We start from the raw sequence: 19117 nt of genomic DNA on the forward strand, positions 1-19117 counted from the left end.
CAAAAAACCCCGACTTTTCGGGGTTTTTTGTTATCTGAATTTTGTAAATTCAGATAATGCGTGGAATTTAAATTGGGCTCTTATGCCCTTTTTTTGTTTCTGGAGAACGTCTAAATGACAGGTTTAGAACGACAACTGATTGAATTACTTGAAGCTCCAGTAGAAGCTTCAGGTTACGAACTGGTAGGCATCGAGTTTATTCGTGCAGGCCAACACTCAACATTACGTATCTTTATTGATCACGAAAATGGAATTAATGTTGATGATTGTGCGGAAGTAAGCCACCAAGTGAGTGCAGTTATGGATGTTGAAGATCCTATCTCTGTTGCTTATAGCTTAGAGGTGTCTTCTCCAGGACTAGATAGACCACTATTTAAAGCTGCTCACTATGAGCAACGTATTGGTCAAGAGGTTAACCTCGTACTAAATATGGCTGTTGGCAACCGTCGCAAGTGGAAGGGCACTATCCACTCAGTTGATGGCGAGACCATCACGTTAACTGTTGATGGACAGAACGAAGAGTTTGTGTTGAGCAATATTTCAAAAGCCAACATCATTCCAAAATTTTAGTTCTCCACGAGACATTTAAGCTTAAGAGGCTAGATAAAAATGAGCAAAGAAATTTTAGCGGTAGTTGAAGCGGTTTCTAACGAGAAAGCGGTTCCTCGCGAGCGTATCTTTGAAGCGCTAGAGATCGCTCTTGCGACTTCAACCAAAAAGAAATACGAGTTTGAAATTGAAGTTCGTGTAGAAATCGATCGCAAAACAGGCGAATTCGAAACTTTCCGTCGCTGGGAAGTGGTAGAAGAAGTAGAAAACCCAACTCGCGAAATCTCACTAGAAGCTGCGCTTTATGATGATGAGACGATTGAAGTTGGCGGTTACATCGAAGATGACATCGAGTCAGTAACTTTCGACCGTATTACTACGCAAACAGCGAAGCAAGTTATCGTACAGAAAGTACGTGAAGCTGAGCGCGCACAAATCGTTGAACAGTTCATCGACAACGAAGGCGAGCTAGTAACAGGTGTAGTTAAGAAAGTTAACCGTGATACTGTTATCCTTGACCTAGGCAACAACGCTGAAGCGGTTATTCTGCGTGATGACCAACTACCTCGTGAAAACTTCCGTCCAGGTGACCGTGTTCGTGGTCTTCTGTACAAAGTTGCTCCTGAAGCTCGTGGTTTCCAACTGTTCATCACTCGCTCTAAGCCAGAGATGCTAGCTGAACTATTCCGTGTAGAAGTACCAGAGATTGGTGAAGAGCTGATCGAACTTAAAGGTGCTGCACGTGATCCAGGTTCACGCGCTAAAATCGCTGTAAAGACAAACGACAAACGTATTGACCCTGTGGGTGCTTGTGTAGGTATGCGTGGTGCACGTGTACAAGCGGTTTCTGGCGATCTAGGCGGCGAGCGTATCGATATCGTTCTTTGGGACGATAACCCTGCACAATTTGTTATCAATGCAATGGCACCAGCAGACGTTGCTTCTATCATCGTTGATGAAGATGCAAACTCTATGGACATCGCAGTAGAAGCAGACAACCTAGCACAAGCGATCGGCCGTTCAGGTCAGAACGTTCGTCTAGCGTCTCAGCTAACGGGCTGGACTCTAAACGTAATGACGGTTGAAGATCTACAGAAGAAGCACCAAGAAGAGTCTCAAGCATCGATTGAGAACTTCATGAAGCATCTAGACATCGAGCAAGACTTTGCTGAGATGCTAGTTGAAGAAGGTTTCTCAACACTAGAAGAAGTTGCTTACGTTCCTGTAAATGAACTTCTAGAAGTTGACGGTCTAGATGAAGGTCTAGTTGAAGAGCTACGTAGCCGTGCAAAAGATGCATTGACTACACTTGCTCTAGCGCAAGAAGAGTCTTTCGATGGCCTAGAGCCAGCTGAAGACCTACTAGGCCTAGAAGGTCTTGAGCGTGAGATGGCATTCAAACTTGCTGCGAAAGGTGTAGCAACACTTGAAGACCTCGCTGACCAAGGTATTGATGATTTAGAAGGTATTGAAGACCTAACCGAAGAGCGTGCGGGCGAGCTAATTATGGCAGCGCGTAACATCTGTTGGTTTGGCGAAGAAGCATAATTTCAGCGAGGAGGGAGCTATATGACAGAAGTCACAGTTAAAGCTTTAAGTGAAGAGATTGGTACACCAGTTGAGCGCTTAGTAGAACAACTTGCTGATGCAGGAATGAAGAAAGCTGACACGGATATCGTTACGGAAGATGAGAAGCAACAGCTTCTGTCTCACCTGAAGAAAGAGCACGGCGACAAGTCGGGCGAATCTGAACCAACTCGACTCACGCTCCAGCGTAAGACTCGTAGCACGTTAAGTGTTGCAGCAGGTGGTGGTAAGAGTAAGGACGTTCAAGTAGAAGTGCGTAAGAAGCGCACATACGTGAAGCGCAGCACTATCGAAGACGATGCAAAACGTGAGGCTGAGGAAGCAGCAAAACGTGAAGCTGAAGAGCTTGCGAAACGTGAGGCTGAAGAACAAGCCAAACGTGAAGCTGCAGAGAAAGCACAGCGCGAAGCCGAAGAAAAAGCGAAACGAGAAGCGGATGCAAAACGTGAAGCTGAAGAAAAGGCACAACGCGCCCAAGCTGAGAAGGCCAAGAAAGAAATGAATGCGAAAAATGCGGATGTGAATACGCAAGCGAAGAAAGAAGCTGACGAGCTAAAACGCCGTCAGGAAGAAGAAGCACAACGTAAAGCGGAACAAGAAGCAGCTAAGCTTGTTGAAGAAGCACGTAAGCTTGCTGAAGAGAACGAAGCTCGCTGGTCTGAAGCTGAGACTAAAAAGAAAGAGCTTGAAAACTCTGACTACCACGTAACGACTTCGACTTATGCTCGTGAAGCTGAAGATGCAGCTGACCGTAAAGAAGAAGGTGGTGGTAACCGTCGTAAGAAGAAAAAGCAACCAGCTCGTGATGACAACCGTGGCGGTCGCAACCAGCGTGGTGGCAAAGGCCGTAATAAAGGTAAGCTAGCGAAACCAACTTCAATGCAGCACGGCTTCGATAAGTCGGCAACGGTTGCTAAACAAGATGTTGTTATCGGCGAAACGGTCGTTGTTTCTGAACTGGCTAACAAGATGTCAGTGAAAGCAACGGAAGTTATCAAGGTGATGATGAAGATGGGTGCAATGGCAACCATCAACCAAGTGATCGACCAAGAAACGGCACAACTTGTTGCTGAAGAAATGGGTCACAAGGTTATCCTACGCAAAGAAAACGAGCTTGAAGAAGCGGTACTTTCAGATCGTGACAACGATGCTGAAGTGTCTCCACGCGCTCCTGTTGTTACTATCATGGGTCACGTTGACCACGGTAAAACTTCTACACTTGACTACATCCGTCGTACACACGTTGCATCTGGCGAAGCGGGTGGTATCACACAGCACATTGGTGCATACCATGTAGAAACAGAAAACGGCATGATTACGTTCCTTGATACTCCTGGACATGCGGCGTTTACTGCTATGCGTGCTCGTGGTGCTCAAGCGACAGATATCGTTGTTCTTGTTGTTGCAGCGGACGATGGCGTAATGCCACAAACAATCGAAGCAATCCAGCACGCGAAAGCGGCGGAAGTGCCTCTGATTATTGCTGTGAACAAGATCGATAAAGAAGATGCTAACCCAGATAACGTTAAGAACGAGCTAGCTCAATACGACGTTATTCCTGAGGAGTGGGGCGGTGAGAACATGTTTGTTCACATCTCTGCGAAACAGGGTACCAACATTGACGGTCTTCTAGAAGCGATCCTTCTTCAGTCTGAAGTTCTTGAACTTACAGCGGTTAAAGAAGGCATGGCATCTGGTGTGGTTGTTGAATCACGTCTAGATAAAGGCCGTGGTCCAGTTGCAACAGTACTTGTTCAATCTGGTACGCTAAACAAAGGCGACATCGTTCTTTGTGGTCAAGAATACGGCCGTGTTCGTGCAATGCGCGATGAGCTAGGTAAAGAGATCACAGAAGCAGGTCCTTCTATCCCAGTAGAGATTCTTGGTCTTTCTGGTGTTCCAGCTTCTGGTGACGAAGCAACAGTTGTTCGTGACGAGCGTAAAGCGCGTGAAGTTGCAAACTACCGTGCTGGTAAGTTCCGTGAAGTGAAACTTGCTCGTCAGCAGAAATCGAAACTAGAGAACATGTTCTCGAACATGGCTGCTGGTGAAGTTGCTGAACTAAACGTAGTACTGAAAGCTGACGTACAGGGTTCTGTGGAAGCAATCTCTGACTCGCTACTGAAACTGTCTACTGACGAAGTTAAAGTGAACATCGTTGGTTCTGGTGTTGGTGGTATCACTGAGACTGATGCAGTACTGGCTGAAGCTTCTAACGCTATCATCCTTGGCTTTAACGTTCGTGCTGACGCTTCTGCTCGCCGTGCGATTGAAGCTGCAAGCGTTGACCTACGCTACTACTCAATCATTTACCAATTGATTGACGAAGTGAAACAAGCAATGGGCGGTATGCTTGCTCCAGAATTCAAGCAAGAGATCATTGGTCTTGCTGAAGTACGTGACGTATTTAAGTCACCGAAACTGGGCGCAATCGCTGGTTGTATGGTTACTGAAGGTCTAATTAAGCGTAACAACCCAATCCGCGTTCTACGTGAAAACGTTGTTATCTACGAAGGTGAGCTAGAATCACTACGTCGCTTTAAAGATGACGTTCAAGAAGTTAAGAACGGCTACGAGTGTGGTATCGGCGTTAAGAACTACAATGATGTTCGCGTTGGTGACCAAATCGAAGTATTCGAGATTGTCGAGATTAAACGTACTCTAGACTAATGGACAAACATGACTAAAGTTATCTTGTATTGAGATACTTAGTGATGGGTTGTTGAATACACCATGGGGGGCTGGTATTTACCATCCCCCCATTCTTGCTAATAAGAGTAAATATTTATGTCAAAAGAATTTAGCCGCACGCAGCGTGTTGGCCAGCAGCTGCAAAAAGAGCTTGCGATGATTCTTCAGCGCGAAGTTCGTGATTCTCGTCTAGGAATGGTGACCATTTCTGACGTAGAAGTCTCTCGTGACCTTGCTTATGTAAAAGTGTTTGTGACGTTCCTATGCGTTGGTGAGCAGACGCCAGAGTCATGCCTAGCAGCGCTACGTGAGCATGAAGTTCACATTCGCATGATGTTGGGTAAGCGCATTCGCCTGCGTCTAACACCTGAAGTTCGCTTCTACTACGACAGTACTTTGGTTGACGGTATGCGCATGTCCAACCTAGTGACTGAGGTTGTTAACGAAGACAAGCGTAAGATCGAAGAATCAGGTCGCTCTGACGAGCAACCATCTGAAGGAGAAGAGAGCTAATGGCGCGTCGTCGTAAAGGTCGTCCAGTTAACGGTGTTATCTTACTGGACAAGCCAACTGGCATTTCATCTAACGATGCTCTGCAAAAAGTAAAGCGAATCTACTTTGCTGAAAAAGCGGGGCACACTGGTGCTTTAGACCCACTTGCGACGGGCATGTTGCCCATCTGTTTAGGTGAAGCAACAAAGTTCTCTCAGTTCCTACTTGATTCAGATAAGCGCTACCGTGTGATTGCCAAGCTAGGCGAGCGCACAGACACATCAGACTCTGATGGTGACGTTGTTGAAACTCGCCCGATTGATGTCAACCTTGACAAACTCGAGGCATGCATTGATAAATTCCGTGGTGAATCCGATCAAGTTCCTTCAATGTTTTCTGCATTGAAGTACCAAGGCAAGCCGCTGTATGAGTATGCTCGCCAAGGTATTGAAGTGCCGCGCGAATCACGCAAGATTACGGTTTACGAGATCATCTTGCATCGCTTTGAAGGCGATGAAGTTGAGATGGAAGTGCATTGCTCAAAAGGCACTTACATCCGTACTATCGTCGACGATCTTGGCGAGATGCTCGGATGTGGTGCCCACGTGACTATGTTGCGTCGTACGGGGGTTGCTAAATACCCATACGAGAAGATGGTGACACTCGAGCAGCTTAATGAGCTGTTAGAGCAAGCACACCGCGAAGAGAAAGCACCCAAGGAGCTGCTTGATCCTCTGTTAATGCCGATGGACACAGCAGTTCAAGATCTGCCCGAAGTCAACTTGAATGACGAGCTGACCGACCTTGTTCAACACGGTATGCCAGTACAGGTATTCGGAGCGCCAGAAGGTACGCCACTGCGTATGACTTCAGGTGAAGAAAAGCTGTTTATTGGTGTAGCGGAAGTGAACAAAGACGGCAAGGTTGCCCCAAAACGTTTGGTGGTTTTCCGCGACGAAGTTGAGTCTTAATCTAGGCTGCTAAAACGCGCATGAATCAATAAAAGCCGAAGCAATTGCTTCGGCTTTGTTGTAGTTAATGGCCTATCAGGCCTTTCGGCAGTTCAATTGTTTATCTTGTCAAAATTGATTAATCGAGAATTGAAGCGTCTGCGAGCTTTTGGCGTAGCTGTTCTGCGCGCTTTCTATTCACACCGAAATCGGAGTAACCTGTTCTTGATTCTGAACGAACGGTTAGTGCTGTGCCGTCAAGTTTGAGCTCAAGATCATCGACAAAGCGCATGATTTTTGAGGTGCATTCGATACGAAGGTAGTTACTATCGCTGTCCGCTATTTTTGCTCCAGGTAGGGTTAATGCAATCGCCTCGACCTGAGCGAGTGTGGTTCCCTCTTTTAAGTTAAATGGCGCGATGCTGTGTTTTTCACGGTCGTCGATAGTTGAAACACAATTGGGCTTATCACCACAAGGTTGCGCGGTTCGGTCTGTCATTTGTTCCACTCCTTGGCTGCAGGCGGTGAGAGAGAAAACACTCACAGCTATAAGCAGGTATTTATTCATTGTTGTTGTCCCGTATTATATATCTAAGAAATCGAGTATGCCCTCTGCGGCTTTACGCCCCTCATCAATGGCAGTGACCACAAGGTCAGAGCCTCTTACGGCGTCGCCGCCGGCAAAGATCTTATTGTTGCTGGTTTGATATTGAAACTCTTGATCGCTAGCGGCCTTAATTCTGCCCCACTGGTCTGTTTCGACCCCCAAAGGGGTGAGCCAGTCCATTTGATGGGGTTGAAAACCAAACGCCATGATAACCGCATCTGCAGCGAGAATATGTTCACTGTTTGGCACAGCTTCTGGCCTGCGGCGGCCAGCTTCATCGGGATCACCCAGAGCGGTTTTAACCACCTTGACACCAATAGCCTTGCCTTGTGCGTCCGTTTCTATCGAGACTGGCTGGAGGTTAAACATGAAATTCACGCCCTCCTCTCGAGCGTTTTTCACTTCTCTACGTGACCCTGGCATGTTGTTTTCGTCTCGGCGATAAGCACAAATAACGTTAGCCGCGCCTTGGCGAATTGAAGTACGAACACAATCCATTGCGGTATCACCGCCCCCTAATACCACCACTTTTTTTCCTGCCATATCAATAAAAGGGCGATGGTCTTCAAGGTTCATTACTTTATAGGTGTTGGATATCAAGAATGGCAGTGCATCGTAGACACCAGGCGCGTCTTCGTTACTTAGACCTGCACGCATGTTTTTGTAGGTGCCGACTCCAAGAAAGACGGCGTCGTGTTCATCAACGAGTTGCTTCAACGGGATATCTTTCCCCACCTCGATATTGAGCTGGAACTCGATGCCCATCTCAGTAAAGATTCGGCGGCGATTTTCCATGACCCCTTTCTCTAGCTTGAAAGAGGGAATACCAAAGGTCAGCAGCCCGCCAATTTCAGGATAGCGATCGTACACGACGGGTTTCACACCGTTACGCACCAGAATATCGGCAGCGGCGAGCCCAGCGGGGCCAGCGCCAATGATAGCGACCTTTTTGTCTGTCCATTCTACTTGCGACATATCTGGCTTCCAGCCCATCTCAAAGGCTTTATCCGTAATGTACTTTTCAATATTACCGATGGTGACAGCGCCAAAGTCATCATTGAGAGTGCATGAGCCTTCACACAAGCGATCTTGTGGGCAAACACGGCCACATACCTCGGGTAAGCTATTGGTTTGATGAGAGAGCTCTGCGGCCTCAATAATGCGCCCTTCATTGGCAAGCTTTAGCCATTGTGGAATATAGTTGTGAACCGGACACTTCCATTCACAATAGGGGTTACCGCAATCTAAACAGCGGTCTGCTTGAGCGGTTGCTTGCTGCTTAGTAAAGGGCTCATAGATCTCAACAAATTCTATCTTGCGGATCTTTATCGGCTTTTTCGCCGGATCTACGCGCTGAACATCGATAAATTGGTATACATTCTGGCTCATAATTCGTCCTCCTTGACGGCTATTGGGCTTGAACGCGCAGTTCAGCGGCACTTCGGCTTTGATGCCCAAGTAAGGTGTTGAGATCAGCGGCTTTGGGTTTGACGAGGTAGAACTGAGGGATCCAATCGTCAAAGTTTGCCAGTATCTCTTCTGCATGAGCTGAGCCCGTCTCTTCGAGGTGCTCTACTATTAGGCCACGCAGGTGCTCTTGATGGATATAAAGGTCCGAGAGAGACAGCGCCTCGACAGACTCATTGTTAACCCGGCCGGTGAAGTCGTTATTTTTATCCATCACATAGGCAAAACCGCCGGTCATGCCAGCGCCAAAGTTAACCCCAGTTGCACCTAATATCGCTACAATACCCCCCGTCATATACTCACAGGCATTGTCTCCCGCGCCTTCTATCACAGCGACGGTTCCTGAGTTTCGGACGGCAAAGCGCTCACCAGCAAGACCTGCGGCAAAGAGCTTACCACCGGTTGCACCGTATAAGCAGGTGTTGCCAATGATGGAGGCTTGATGACATTTAAACGCGGTCCCAAGGTGGGGCTTAATGACAACCTTACCGCCGGCCATTCCTTTGCCAACATAGTCGTTTGCATCACCAGTAAGGTACAGCTCAACACCTCCGGCATTCCATACCCCGAAAGACTGGCCAGCGGTTCCATCTAGATGAATTTTGACTGGAGAGGTCGCCATGCCTTGATTGCCATAACGTTTGGCAATTTCGCCTGAGAGTCTTGCACCCACTGAGCGATCGGTATTGATGACATGATAAAACAGGTTAATAGACTGTTTTTTCTCGATGGCATTGATCGCATCATCAACAATTGTTTGGTTTAGTGCTGCTTTATCGAAGGGCGCGTTTGGTTCAGTCCAATAGAGTGGATGGTTGTCTGGCGATATTGGTTGCTCAATGATGTCGGTGAGGTCCAATTTGGTTTGCTTAGCAGTGAAGCCCTCCACTACCTCGAGCAAATCGGTGCGCCCAATTAAGTCAGTCAACTTTTCAACCCCAAGTGTGGCTAGCAGCTGTCGCACCTCTTCAGCCAATCCGGTGAAGTAGTTAACAACCATCTCTGGCAAGCCTTTGAAGTATTCACGGCGCAGTGTTTCATCTTGTGTTGCGACACCCGTTGCGCAGTTGTTTAGGTGACATATACGTAAAAACTTGCAGCCCATTGCTACCATAGGAGCAGTGCCAAACCCAAAACTTTCAGCGCCAAGAATCGCCGCTTTCACAACATCTAGCCCCGTTTTCAGCCCACCATCGACTTGCAGACGTATCTTGTGACGCAGACCATTAGCCACCAAGGCTTGCTGTGTTTCGGCAAGCCCGAGCTCCCAAGGGCTGCCTGCATATTTGACTGAAGTTAGGGGACTTGCAGCAGTACCGCCATCGTAGCCAGAAATAGTAATCAAATCTGCATAGGCTTTTGCGACTCCAGTTGCAATAGTTCCTACCCCCGGCTCAGACACCAGCTTAACGGAGACAAGGGCATTGGGATTGACCTGTTTAAGGTCGAAGATCAGCTGGGCGAGATCTTCAATCGAATATATATCGTGATGGGGTGGGGGCGATATCAGCGTGACACCCTGAACCGAGTAACGCAACTTAGCGATTTCAGCCGTGACTTTATGTCCCGGAAGTTGCCCCCCTTCACCGGGTTTCGCGCCTTGGGCGACTTTTATCTGCAACACATCTGCATTGGTGAGATAGTGTGGTGTTACACCAAAGCGACCAGAGGCGACTTGTTTGATGCGTGAGTTGCGATCTGTGCCGAAACGACGTGGGTCTTCGCCTCCTTCCCCAGAGTTTGAGTATCCGCCTAAGCGATTCATTGCCATAGCGAGTGCCTCGTGAGCCTCTGGGCTCAGTGCACCGATCGACATTGCCGCAGAGTCAAAGCGTTTGAATAGCTCTCGAGTTGGCTCAATGTTCTCTAGTGGGAGTGGTGTTGACGCACTTTTTAAACGCAAGAGATCGCGAAGTGTCGCTGCTGGGCGTTGATTGACTTGGCTAGCAAAGGATTGATAGTCATTGCTGTCACCTGATTTAACGGCTGTTTGTAGCGTGCCAACCACATCTGGATTATAGGCGTGGTATTCGCCGCCATGTACGTATTTGAGAAGCCCACCATGGTCAATTGATTTACGTTTAGCCCACGCTTTGCGTGAGAGGTTGGCCAAGTCTTGCTGAAAATCAGCGAAGTCTGCACCTTGAATGCGGGTGGTGACGCCTTTGAAGCATAAGTCCACCACACTTTGGTGTAAGCCAACCGCTTCTAACAGCTGTGAGCAGCGATATGAGGCAACGGTAGAAATGCCCATTTTAGACATGATTTTGTATAAGCCTTTATTGATACCGTTTTGATAGTTGCTCATTACTTCACGATAGCTTTTGTCGAGCGCACCCGTATCGATTGCGCGCCCTAGGGTTTCGTAGGCTAAATAAGGGTAGATGGCCGTCGCGCCAAAACCCAGCAGCACCGCAAACTGGTGGGGGTCACGCGCAGTTGCGGTTTCAACCACAATATTTGCATCACAACGCAGGTTGGTGTCTGTCAGACGGCGTTGAACAGCCCCAACGGCCATGGCGGCTGGTATAGGTAGCTTACCTTTGACTAGCGCTCTGTCGGACAACACGATCAACACTGTGCCTGTACGCACTACCTGTTCGGCTTTTTCACACAGTGAAACAATCGCTTGTTCTAGTGTGTGGACGTCAGGGTCATAGTTAATATCGAGAATCGTGTTTCGGTAGTGTTCATCACCCAGTTCGAGTAATTGCTGCATATCAGAGTAGAGCAGCACCGGTGACGAAAAAGTCACGCGATGAGCATGCCCATCCGTCTCACAAAAGACATTCATCTCTTGCCCGATGCTGGTGGTAAGTGACATCACATGCTTCTCTCGAAGTGGGTCAATTGGAGGGTTAGTGACTTGAGCAAACTTTTGGCGGAAATAGTCAGTCACGAGTCGCTCTTTTGACGAGAGTACTGCCATTGGGGTGTCATCGCCCATAGATCCGACGGCTTCTTGTCCCATATCGCCAAGTACCTGAAGCACTTGATCGACCTCTTCATTACTCATGGCGAACTGTTTTTGGTAGGTAGCAAGCAGGGTATCATCAAAGCTGCGAGCACCGACGCAATCGTCTGGTAGGGCGCTCAATGGTTTTAAAGACTGGACGTTATTATCCATCCACTCTTTGTAAGGGTGGCGAGATTTGAGGTCATTGTCGATATCTTCTGAGAGCCAAAGTTTGCCCTGCTTAGTATCTACGACAAGCAGTTCTCCTGGCCCGACACGACCTTTTCTAGAAACCTCATCTGGCGCGTAATCCCAAATGCCGACCTCTGAGGCCAGTGTGATGAGGTTGTCTTTCGTAATCACATAACGGGCAGGACGCAGCCCATTTCTGTCTAGGTTACAGGCAGCATAACGACCATCTGAGAGTACAATGCCTGCTGGGCCATCCCACGGCTCCATATGCTTAGAGTTAAAGTCATAAAAGGCACGCAGATCGGCATCCATATCTGGGTGATTTTGCCAAGCGGGTGGCACTAACATGCGCATAGCGCGGAAGATGTCCATGCCGCCAGCGAGGAACAGATCGAGCATGTTATCAAGACTGGATGAATCAGATCCCACTTCATTGACGAAGGGAGCGGCAGTTTGTAAATCAGGTAACAGTGGCGAGGCGAATTTATATGCACGAGCACGGGCCCACTGTCGGTTGCCTTCAATAGTATTAATCTCACCGTTATGAGCAAGGTAACGGAAAGGCTGTGCGAGGGGCCATCTTGGTTGAGTGTTGGTGGAGAAACGCTGATGGAATAAACAGATCGCCGCTTCCATCCGCAGATCAGCAAGATCGAGATAGAAGCGCGGAAGATCGGCAGGCATGCACAACCCTTTATACACGATCACTTGGGTTGATAAGCTACAGATATAGAAGTCAGGATCATCGGATATCTGTTTTTCAATTCTTCGTCGTGCAATATATAGTCTGCGTTCAATGTCTTTTTCACGCCAACCTGCGGGAGCAGAAACAAACACCTGCTGAATGTTAGGCAGGGAATACGTGGCAATTGGCCCTAGAACATCCGAGTTAGTTGGGACGTCACGCCAGCCAGATATGGTGAGTGTCTCTTGCGCCAACTCTCGATTGATGACGTCTTTAGCTGACTGGGCTTTTACAGGATCTTGGCTTAAGAACAGCATGCCAATAGCGTATTGTTTGGCGAGATTAAAGCCTTGATCTTCAGCAACTAAGCGTAGGTAGGAGTCCGGCTTTTGCAATAATAGACCACAGCCATCGCCGGTTTTTCCATCGGCGGCAATGCCTCCGCGGTGGGTCATTCTATCCAGTGCTGAGATGGCAGTGCGAACCAACTTATGGCTGGCTTCACCTTGCATGTGAGCAATCAAGCCAAAGCCACAGTTATCTTTTTCTAAAGAGGGGTCATATAACGCCATTGCAAACTCTCCCTTTGCTTCCTACATCCATGCAGGTTTCATTCGCGGTTACTTTGAGCGAAAAGTCAGTATCCTTAGACTCAATGTCCGCTGTGTGTGATCGGTTAGTGCGTGAATTAAGACTAAACTTTCACTGTGAGTGCGTATTTATGTGATAAATATGTTGTCAAAATGAATGTCGATTTAACAAACTATAACTAGAGACTATTGAGGTCAAGTATTTCATTTGCGCAAAATGTGAGTGGGTAGAACGAGAGACGAAAAAAGACCAGCCATAAGGCTGGTCAAAAATTAACTGGAAGGAATCTTTATATTATGCAGAAAGCATCATTGAATTGGCTTTCGCTTCTAGGTTTGAGTTACCCATCAGGTAACTGTCTATAGCGATAGCACATTCACGACCTTCATTGATACAACGAACGACAAGAGATTGACCTGTGCGCATATCACCGGCAGCGAAAACGCCTTTTTGGTTTGTCGCAAAACCATCGGTTGCTACGTTGCCACGATCATCAAGCTTGATGTCGAGCTGCGCTAATACACCGGTTGGCTCTGGGTGTAAGAAGCCCATCGCAAGGAACGCCATATCACAAGGAATGACACGCTCTGAATTGGCGACTTCTTCAAAAGTAGGACGCTCACCAGGTGCGGCATCTTTCCATACAATGTCAGCAATACGTAGGCCTGTTACCTGACCTTCATCGTTACCGATGAACTCTTTTGTCAGGATGTTCCAATGACGTTCGCAACCTTCTTCATGAGAAGTGGTGGTCTTCATGATCATTGGGTATTGAGGCCAAGGCATGTTGGCTGGTCGCTTCTCTGGTGGAATCGGCATGATCTCTACTTGAGTCACGCTTGCTGCCTTGTGGCGGTTAGATGTACCGACACAGTCAGAGCCAGTATCACCACCACCGATTACCACAACATGCTTATCTTTCGCGTGAATCTCTTCACCCTTCAGATCCATATCGTTTGCACGGCGGTTGTTTTGCCCTAAGAACTCCATTGCAAAGTGAACGCCTTTCAGTTCGCGACCTGGAACTGGAAGATCACGTGGAACCGTTGAGCCCCCTGTTAGCAGTACAACATCAAACTCTTGACGAAGCTGCTGTGCATTCACATCAACACCAATGTGTTGGTTAACCTTAAACTCAACACCGGCTTCAGCCATTAGGTTGATCTTACGATCAATCACATCCATACCCAGTTTAAAATCTGGAATACCAAAACGCAGTAGGCCACCTACTTTTTCATCACGCTCAAATACCGTCACAGAGTGACCAGCGCTGTTGAGCTGCTCAGCGGCTGCAAGGCCAGCAGGGCCACTACCGATGATTGCTACGGTCTTGCCACTGCGAGAACGTGGTGTTTTTGGTTTTGCATAACCTTCGCGGTAGGCTGTTTCTACGATGGTCTTCTCAATGTTACAGATGGTGATTGGGTCTTGGTTGATACCCAATACACACGCACTCTCACATGGAGAAGGGCAGACACGACCAGTAAACTCAGGGAAGTTATTGGTGGAGCTTAGAATGTTCCACGCTTCTTCCCAGCTATCACGGTAAACCGCGTCATTGAATTCAGGAATGATGTTACCAATCGGACAGCCGCTATGGCAGAAAGGCACACCACAGTCCATACAACGAGATGCTTGGGTGTTGATCTTGTCACCAAACTCTTCGTTAAGGACGAACTCTTTGTTGTTTTCGATACGAACTGAAGGGTCGAGCTTCTTTGGAAGCTCACGACCGTTCTCTAAAAATCCAGTAGGCTTACCCATTATACTGCCTCCGCTTCTGCTTGCTCTGCCTCAGCCTTACGCTTTTGAAGAACCGCTTTGTAGTCGCGCGGCATCACCTTAACCAGTGAGGCTAGGCTTGCTTCAAAGTTGTCCAGGAAAGACTGTGCAACTTCACTTCCTGTGAATTCCACATGCTTAGATAGCATGTCGAGTAGTAAGTCTTTATCTTCTTGCTCGATAGGGTCTAGGTCGACCAGTTCAGGGTTCAGTTTCGACTCGAAGTCACCTGATTTATCCCAAACATACGCCACACCGCCACTCATACCCGCAGCAAAGTTGCGACCCGTTGAGCCTAGGATGATAGCCACACCACCGGTCATGTATTCACAACCGTGGTCGCCGACGCCTTCAACTACGACTTTGGCACCAGAGTTACGAACACAGAATCGTTCACCCGCCATACCGCGAATGAATGACTCACCTGAGGTTGCGCCATAGAAACATACGTTACCAACAACAATGTTGTCTTCTGCAACGATGCTTGATTTCGCATCTGGGTAAAGCACTAGCGTACCGCCAGAAAGGCCTTTACCCCAGTAGTCGTTAGCATCGCCCTCAACCTCGAACTTCACGCCTTTGGCAAGGAAAGCACCAAATGACTGACCGGCACTACCTTTGAACTTAACGTTCATTGGCTGTGGCAGACCTGCATCTTTGTACACTTTCGAGATTTCGTTCGATAGCATCGTACCCGCGCTGCGATCCGTGTTGATGATAGGGAACTCGGCATTCACCGCTTCACCTTTTTCAAGTGCAGGGATTGCTGCTTGTATCAACTGACGGTCTAGAACGTTTTCTAGGTTGTGGTTTTGCTGTGTTTGGTTGTAGACACCATCTTCTTCACGAGCTTGCTCGATGTGAAGCACTGGAGACAGATCTAGGTTCTTGTATTTCCAGTGTTGAATGTCGTCACGAACTTTCAGTTTATGTGATTGACCGACCATCTCATCGATAGTGCGGTAGCCAAGCTCAGCCATCACTTCACGTAGGCCTTCAGCCATGTATTGGAAGAAGGTCACAACGTCTTCTACGCGGCCATCAAAGCGCTCACGCAGCGTTTTGTTTTGAGTTGCGATACCCACTGGGCAAGTGTTCTTATGACACTTACGCATCATGATACAGCCTTCAACAACCAGTGCCGCTGTTGCAACGCCCCACTCTTCAGCACCAAGTAGTGTCGCTACAGCAAGGTCACGAGGTGTCTTCATCTGACCATCAGACTGAACCACGATACGGTTACGTAGACCGTTCTTTAGAAGCGTTTGGTGCGTTTCCGCTAGACCTAGCTCCCAAGGTAGACCAGTGTGACGAATAGACGACATTGGAGAGGCACCTGTACCACCATCAAAACCTGCAATAAGAACGACGTCAGCTTTTGCTTTAGCAACACCTGATGCGATCGTGCCAACACCGGCTTCTGATACTAGCTTCACGTTTACGCGACCTGCGCGGTTGGCGTTCTTCAAATCGTAGATGAGCTGAGCCAAATCTTCGATTGAGTAGATATCATGGTGTGGTGGTGGAGAGATAAGCCCAACACCTGGAGTCGAGTGACGAGTTGCACCGATCCAGTCATCAACTTTGTCACCTGGTAGCTGACCTCCTTCACCTGGTTTCGCACCTTGAGCCATCTTGATTTGCAGCTCGTCAGCGTTGGTCAGGTAGTAAGACGTTACGCCGAAACGACCAGAAGCAACCTGTTTGATTGCAGAGCGTTCCCAATCACCGTTCTCTTTACGCTCGAAACGCGTAGGGTCTTCACCGCCCTCACCAGAGTTTGACTTCGCGCCAATGCGGTTCATCGCTACCGCTAGAGTTGAGTGTGCTTCATAGGAGATAGAGCCGAATGACATCGCTCCCGTCGCAAAGCGCTTGAGGATGTTTTCGATTGGCTCAACTTCTTCAAGTGGAATAGAGCCCGCCGGGTTTTTAACAAAGTCTAGCTGGCTACGTAGCGTGGCTGCGTTATCACCTTGGTCATCAACCGCTTTCGCGTATTGCTTAAACTGAGCGTAGTCTTTATTACGAGTCGACTGTTGCAGCAGTGAAATGGTCTCAGGGTTGAACAGGTGTTTCTCACCACGCTGTTTCCACTGATAAACACCACCAACATCAAGAACTTGAACTGGGATTTCACGCGTAGGGTACCCGATGCGGTGGCGCACGAGTACTTCTTTCGCGATATCATCGATAGTCAGACCTTGAATACGAGATACAGTGCCAGTGAAGTATTTATCGACGACAGACTTGCTGATACCCAGCGCTTCAAAGATTTGAGCACCATGGTACGACTGAAGCGTAGAGATACCCATCTTAGAGAAGATCTTCAATAAGCCGCCATTGATAGCGTTACGGTAGTTCTCAAATAGGTCTTTAATGCTGGCTTCAGGATCCAGTTTCTTCGTACGCTGAAGCTCAACCATAGTTTCAATGACGAGGTATGGGTTCACGGCGTTTGCACCGTAGCCAACCAGCGTTGCAAAATGGTGTGTTTCGCGCGCATCACCCGTCTCAACGACGATGTCACACTTAGCACGCAGACCCTTACGGATCAGGTGGTGGTGAACGGCACCGACCGCCAGCATCGCAGGAATTGCAGCGTGGTTAGAGTTGGTTGCGCGGTCGGTCAATAGGATGATTGAGTAACCATCAACAACGGCATCTTCGGCATATTGGCAAATACGTTTTAGCGCACGCTCAAGTTTCCCTTCATCTTCGTTGGCTTGGAATACAATATCCAGTGTCTTCGCTTGAAGGTGCTCGTTATCGATAGCACGTAGTTTCTCTAGCTCAGAGTTAGACAGAACTGGAGATTCAAGCTCGACTTTTTGACAGTGCTCTGGAGACTCTGCAAGCAGGTTCTGATCTTTACCTAGGTAAGTGTTCAGAGACATGACCATACGCTCACGAATCGGGTCGATAGGTGGGTTGGTCACCTGAGCAAAGAGCTGCTTGAAGTAATTCGATAGATGCTGTGACTGATGCGAAAGAATCGCGAGTGGCCAGTCGGCGCCCATAGCAGAAAGCGGCTCTTTGCCATCTTTAGCCATAGGCACAATGATTTCGTTGACTTCTTCTGAGCTCACGCCAAAGGCTTGCTGTTTGTGCAGCAGTTTTTCTGGCGATGGTTGGCTGAATTCGTTACTTGCGTCTGGTAGTTTCTTCAGACTTAGTAGATTCTCTTTAACCCACTGTTCGTATGGCTGTGCAGAAGCGATACCGTCTTTCACTTCTTCATCAGAGATGATGCGACCTTGTTCAAGATCCGCAACGAAGATACGGCCTGGTTGCAGACGACCACGGTATTCGACGTTCTCTGGTGCGATTTCCACAACACCTGACTCTGATGCCATTACAAGGAAGTCATCTTTTGTCACTGTGTAGCGAGAAGGGCGAAGACCATTACGGTCAAGCGTTGCACCTACTTGAACGCCATCAGTGAAACAAACAGAGGCTGGGCCATCCCATGGTTCCATCACGTTAGCGTGGTATTGATAGAACGCACGACGTGTTGGATCCATGTTTTTGTTTTCTTGCCATGCTTCAGGAATCATCATCATCAACGCATGTGGCAGGCTACGACCAGAGAGAACTAGGAGCTCTAGCGCCATATCGAAGTTAGATGAATCTGAACTGCCTTCCTGACAGATTGGCAGTAGCATATCGATCTCAGCCTGAGTAAACAGGTCAGACTCGATAATTGCCTCGCGTGCCTTCATCCAATTCAAGTTGCCGCGAACGGTATTGATTTCACCGTTGTGTGCAATGTAACGGAAAGGCTGAGCTAGGCGCCAGCGAGGGAAGGTGTTCGTTGAGAAACGAGAGTGAACAAGCGCAAGAGCAGTCACCATTGTTGGGTTCTGTAGATCGAGGAAGTATTGAGGTACTTGCTCTGTAGTAAGCTGACCTTTGTACACCAATGTCTTGTATGACATAGAGTTGATGTAGAAGTCATCACCAATGTTAGAGACGCTTTCTAGGCAAACACGAACCGTGTAATTACGCAGGACGTAGAGTTTACGCTCTAGCTCTTCAGGTGTGATGCTTGGGCCACCAGAGATGAACACATGCTCAAACTGTGGCTCTGTGCTGAGTGGGTCAGCACCAATCATTGAGTTATCGGTTGGCAGTACGCGATAGCCAATAACATCGAGTTCTAAACGTTTCGCGTTGCGTTCCAAAATATCACGACATTGAGCACGCTTGTGCTCGTCTTTCGGGAACAAGACAACACCGACACCGTATTTCTCAAAAGAAGGCAGCTTGATTCCAAGCTTAACGGCTTCTTCCAATAAGAATTCATGGGGTTTTTGTAGCAGTATACCTGCACCGTCACCAGAGCATGGGTCACAGCCCTGACCGCCACGGTGTTCCATACGAGCAAGCATATCCAGTGCTTGTGTCACTACATCATGTGATTTACGGTTTTTTAGGTGAGCAACAAAACCGATACCACAGGCATCATGCTCCAACTCCGGAGTATAAAGACCCTGTGCACTTTGCTCTCTATCTACCATAGATACATCCTTCCAGTTTCTTAACGGACGCACTCAGCCAAACGTTTG

General features: G+C 48.1%; 10 protein-coding genes. 5 read left to right on the forward strand and 5 right to left on the reverse strand.

Annotation, left to right across the window (positions count from 1 at the left end; genetic code table 11):
• Positions 1-114 precede the first annotated feature (114 nt).
• The 5 genes from rimP (at position 115) to truB (ending at position 6290) form a co-directional block, all read left to right on the forward strand.
• A complete protein-coding gene (gene rimP / locus QWZ05_RS15690) occupies positions 115-570 on the forward strand; it encodes a ribosome maturation factor RimP (RefSeq protein WP_264877967.1) in 456 nt (151 codons plus the stop codon).
• A gap of 39 nt (positions 571-609) precedes the next feature.
• Positions 610-2097 carry a transcription termination factor NusA gene (gene nusA, locus QWZ05_RS15695; protein ID WP_264877968.1) on the forward strand — a complete coding sequence of 496 codons (1488 nt, stop codon included), beginning with the start codon at positions 610-612 and terminating at the stop codon, positions 2095-2097.
• Positions 2098-2118: 21 nt separating this feature from the next.
• Positions 2119-4806, forward strand: a complete 2688-nt coding sequence (gene infB / locus QWZ05_RS15700) for a translation initiation factor IF-2 (protein WP_264877969.1) — start codon at positions 2119-2121, stop codon at positions 4804-4806.
• Between the two features lie 117 nt (positions 4807-4923).
• On the forward strand, positions 4924-5340 hold the full coding sequence (gene rbfA, locus QWZ05_RS15705) for a 30S ribosome-binding factor RbfA (protein ID WP_264877970.1): 417 nt from the start codon (positions 4924-4926) through the stop codon (positions 5338-5340).
• Complete coding sequence (truB, locus tag QWZ05_RS15710; RefSeq protein ID WP_264877971.1) at positions 5340-6290, forward strand: tRNA pseudouridine(55) synthase TruB; 951 nt, start codon at positions 5340-5342, stop codon at positions 6288-6290. The genes rbfA and truB overlap by 1 nt, the downstream gene beginning before the upstream one ends.
• Before the next feature lie 118 nt (positions 6291-6408).
• Here truB and QWZ05_RS15715 read toward each other — a convergent pair whose 3' ends face one another.
• From QWZ05_RS15715 to gltB (QWZ05_RS15735), 5 genes are all read right to left on the reverse strand, one after another.
• On the reverse strand, positions 6409-6837 hold the full coding sequence (locus tag QWZ05_RS15715) for a DUF1499 domain-containing protein (protein ID WP_264877972.1): 429 nt from the start codon (positions 6835-6837) through the stop codon (positions 6409-6411).
• Between the two features lie 15 nt (positions 6838-6852).
• Positions 6853-8265 carry an FAD-dependent oxidoreductase gene (locus QWZ05_RS15720; RefSeq protein WP_290299347.1) on the reverse strand — a complete coding sequence of 471 codons (1413 nt, stop codon included), beginning with the start codon at positions 8263-8265 and terminating at the stop codon, positions 6853-6855.
• Between the two features lie 19 nt (positions 8266-8284).
• Positions 8285-12748: a glutamate synthase large subunit gene (gene gltB / locus QWZ05_RS15725; RefSeq protein ID WP_290299349.1), complete on the reverse strand. Its 4464-nt coding sequence runs from the start codon at positions 12746-12748 to the stop codon at positions 8285-8287.
• 313 nt (positions 12749-13061) lie between these two features.
• Positions 13062-14531, reverse strand: a complete 1470-nt coding sequence (locus QWZ05_RS15730) for a glutamate synthase subunit beta (RefSeq protein WP_264877975.1) — start codon at positions 14529-14531, stop codon at positions 13062-13064.
• On the reverse strand, positions 14531-19069 hold the full coding sequence (gene gltB, locus QWZ05_RS15735) for a glutamate synthase large subunit (protein ID WP_290299352.1): 4539 nt from the start codon (positions 19067-19069) through the stop codon (positions 14531-14533). Before gltB (QWZ05_RS15735) ends, QWZ05_RS15730 begins: the two co-directional genes overlap by 1 nt.
• Positions 19070-19117 lie beyond the last annotated feature (48 nt).

This window comes from Vibrio agarivorans, from assembly GCF_030409635.1.
GTDB lineage: Bacteria > Pseudomonadota > Gammaproteobacteria > Enterobacterales > Vibrionaceae > Vibrio > Vibrio agarivorans.

Coding starts and splice junctions, on each gene's coding strand:
- gltB (WP_290299352.1), bottom strand. CDS start 19,069: ATGGTAGATAGAGAGCAAAGTGCACAGGGTCTTTATACTCCGGAGTTG.
- QWZ05_RS15715 (WP_264877972.1), bottom strand. CDS start 6,837: ATGAATAAATACCTGCTTATAGCTGTGAGTGTTTTCTCTCTCACCGCC.
- rimP (WP_264877967.1), top strand. CDS start 115: ATGACAGGTTTAGAACGACAACTGATTGAATTACTTGAAGCTCCAGTA.
- rbfA (WP_264877970.1), top strand. CDS start 4,924: ATGTCAAAAGAATTTAGCCGCACGCAGCGTGTTGGCCAGCAGCTGCAA.
- QWZ05_RS15720 (WP_290299347.1), bottom strand. CDS start 8,265: ATGAGCCAGAATGTATACCAATTTATCGATGTTCAGCGCGTAGATCCG.
- infB (WP_264877969.1), top strand. CDS start 2,119: ATGACAGAAGTCACAGTTAAAGCTTTAAGTGAAGAGATTGGTACACCA.
- truB (WP_264877971.1), top strand. CDS start 5,340: ATGGCGCGTCGTCGTAAAGGTCGTCCAGTTAACGGTGTTATCTTACTG.
- nusA (WP_264877968.1), top strand. CDS start 610: ATGAGCAAAGAAATTTTAGCGGTAGTTGAAGCGGTTTCTAACGAGAAA.
- QWZ05_RS15730 (WP_264877975.1), bottom strand. CDS start 14,531: ATGGGTAAGCCTACTGGATTTTTAGAGAACGGTCGTGAGCTTCCAAAG.
- gltB (WP_290299349.1), bottom strand. CDS start 12,748: ATGGCGTTATATGACCCCTCTTTAGAAAAAGATAACTGTGGCTTTGGC.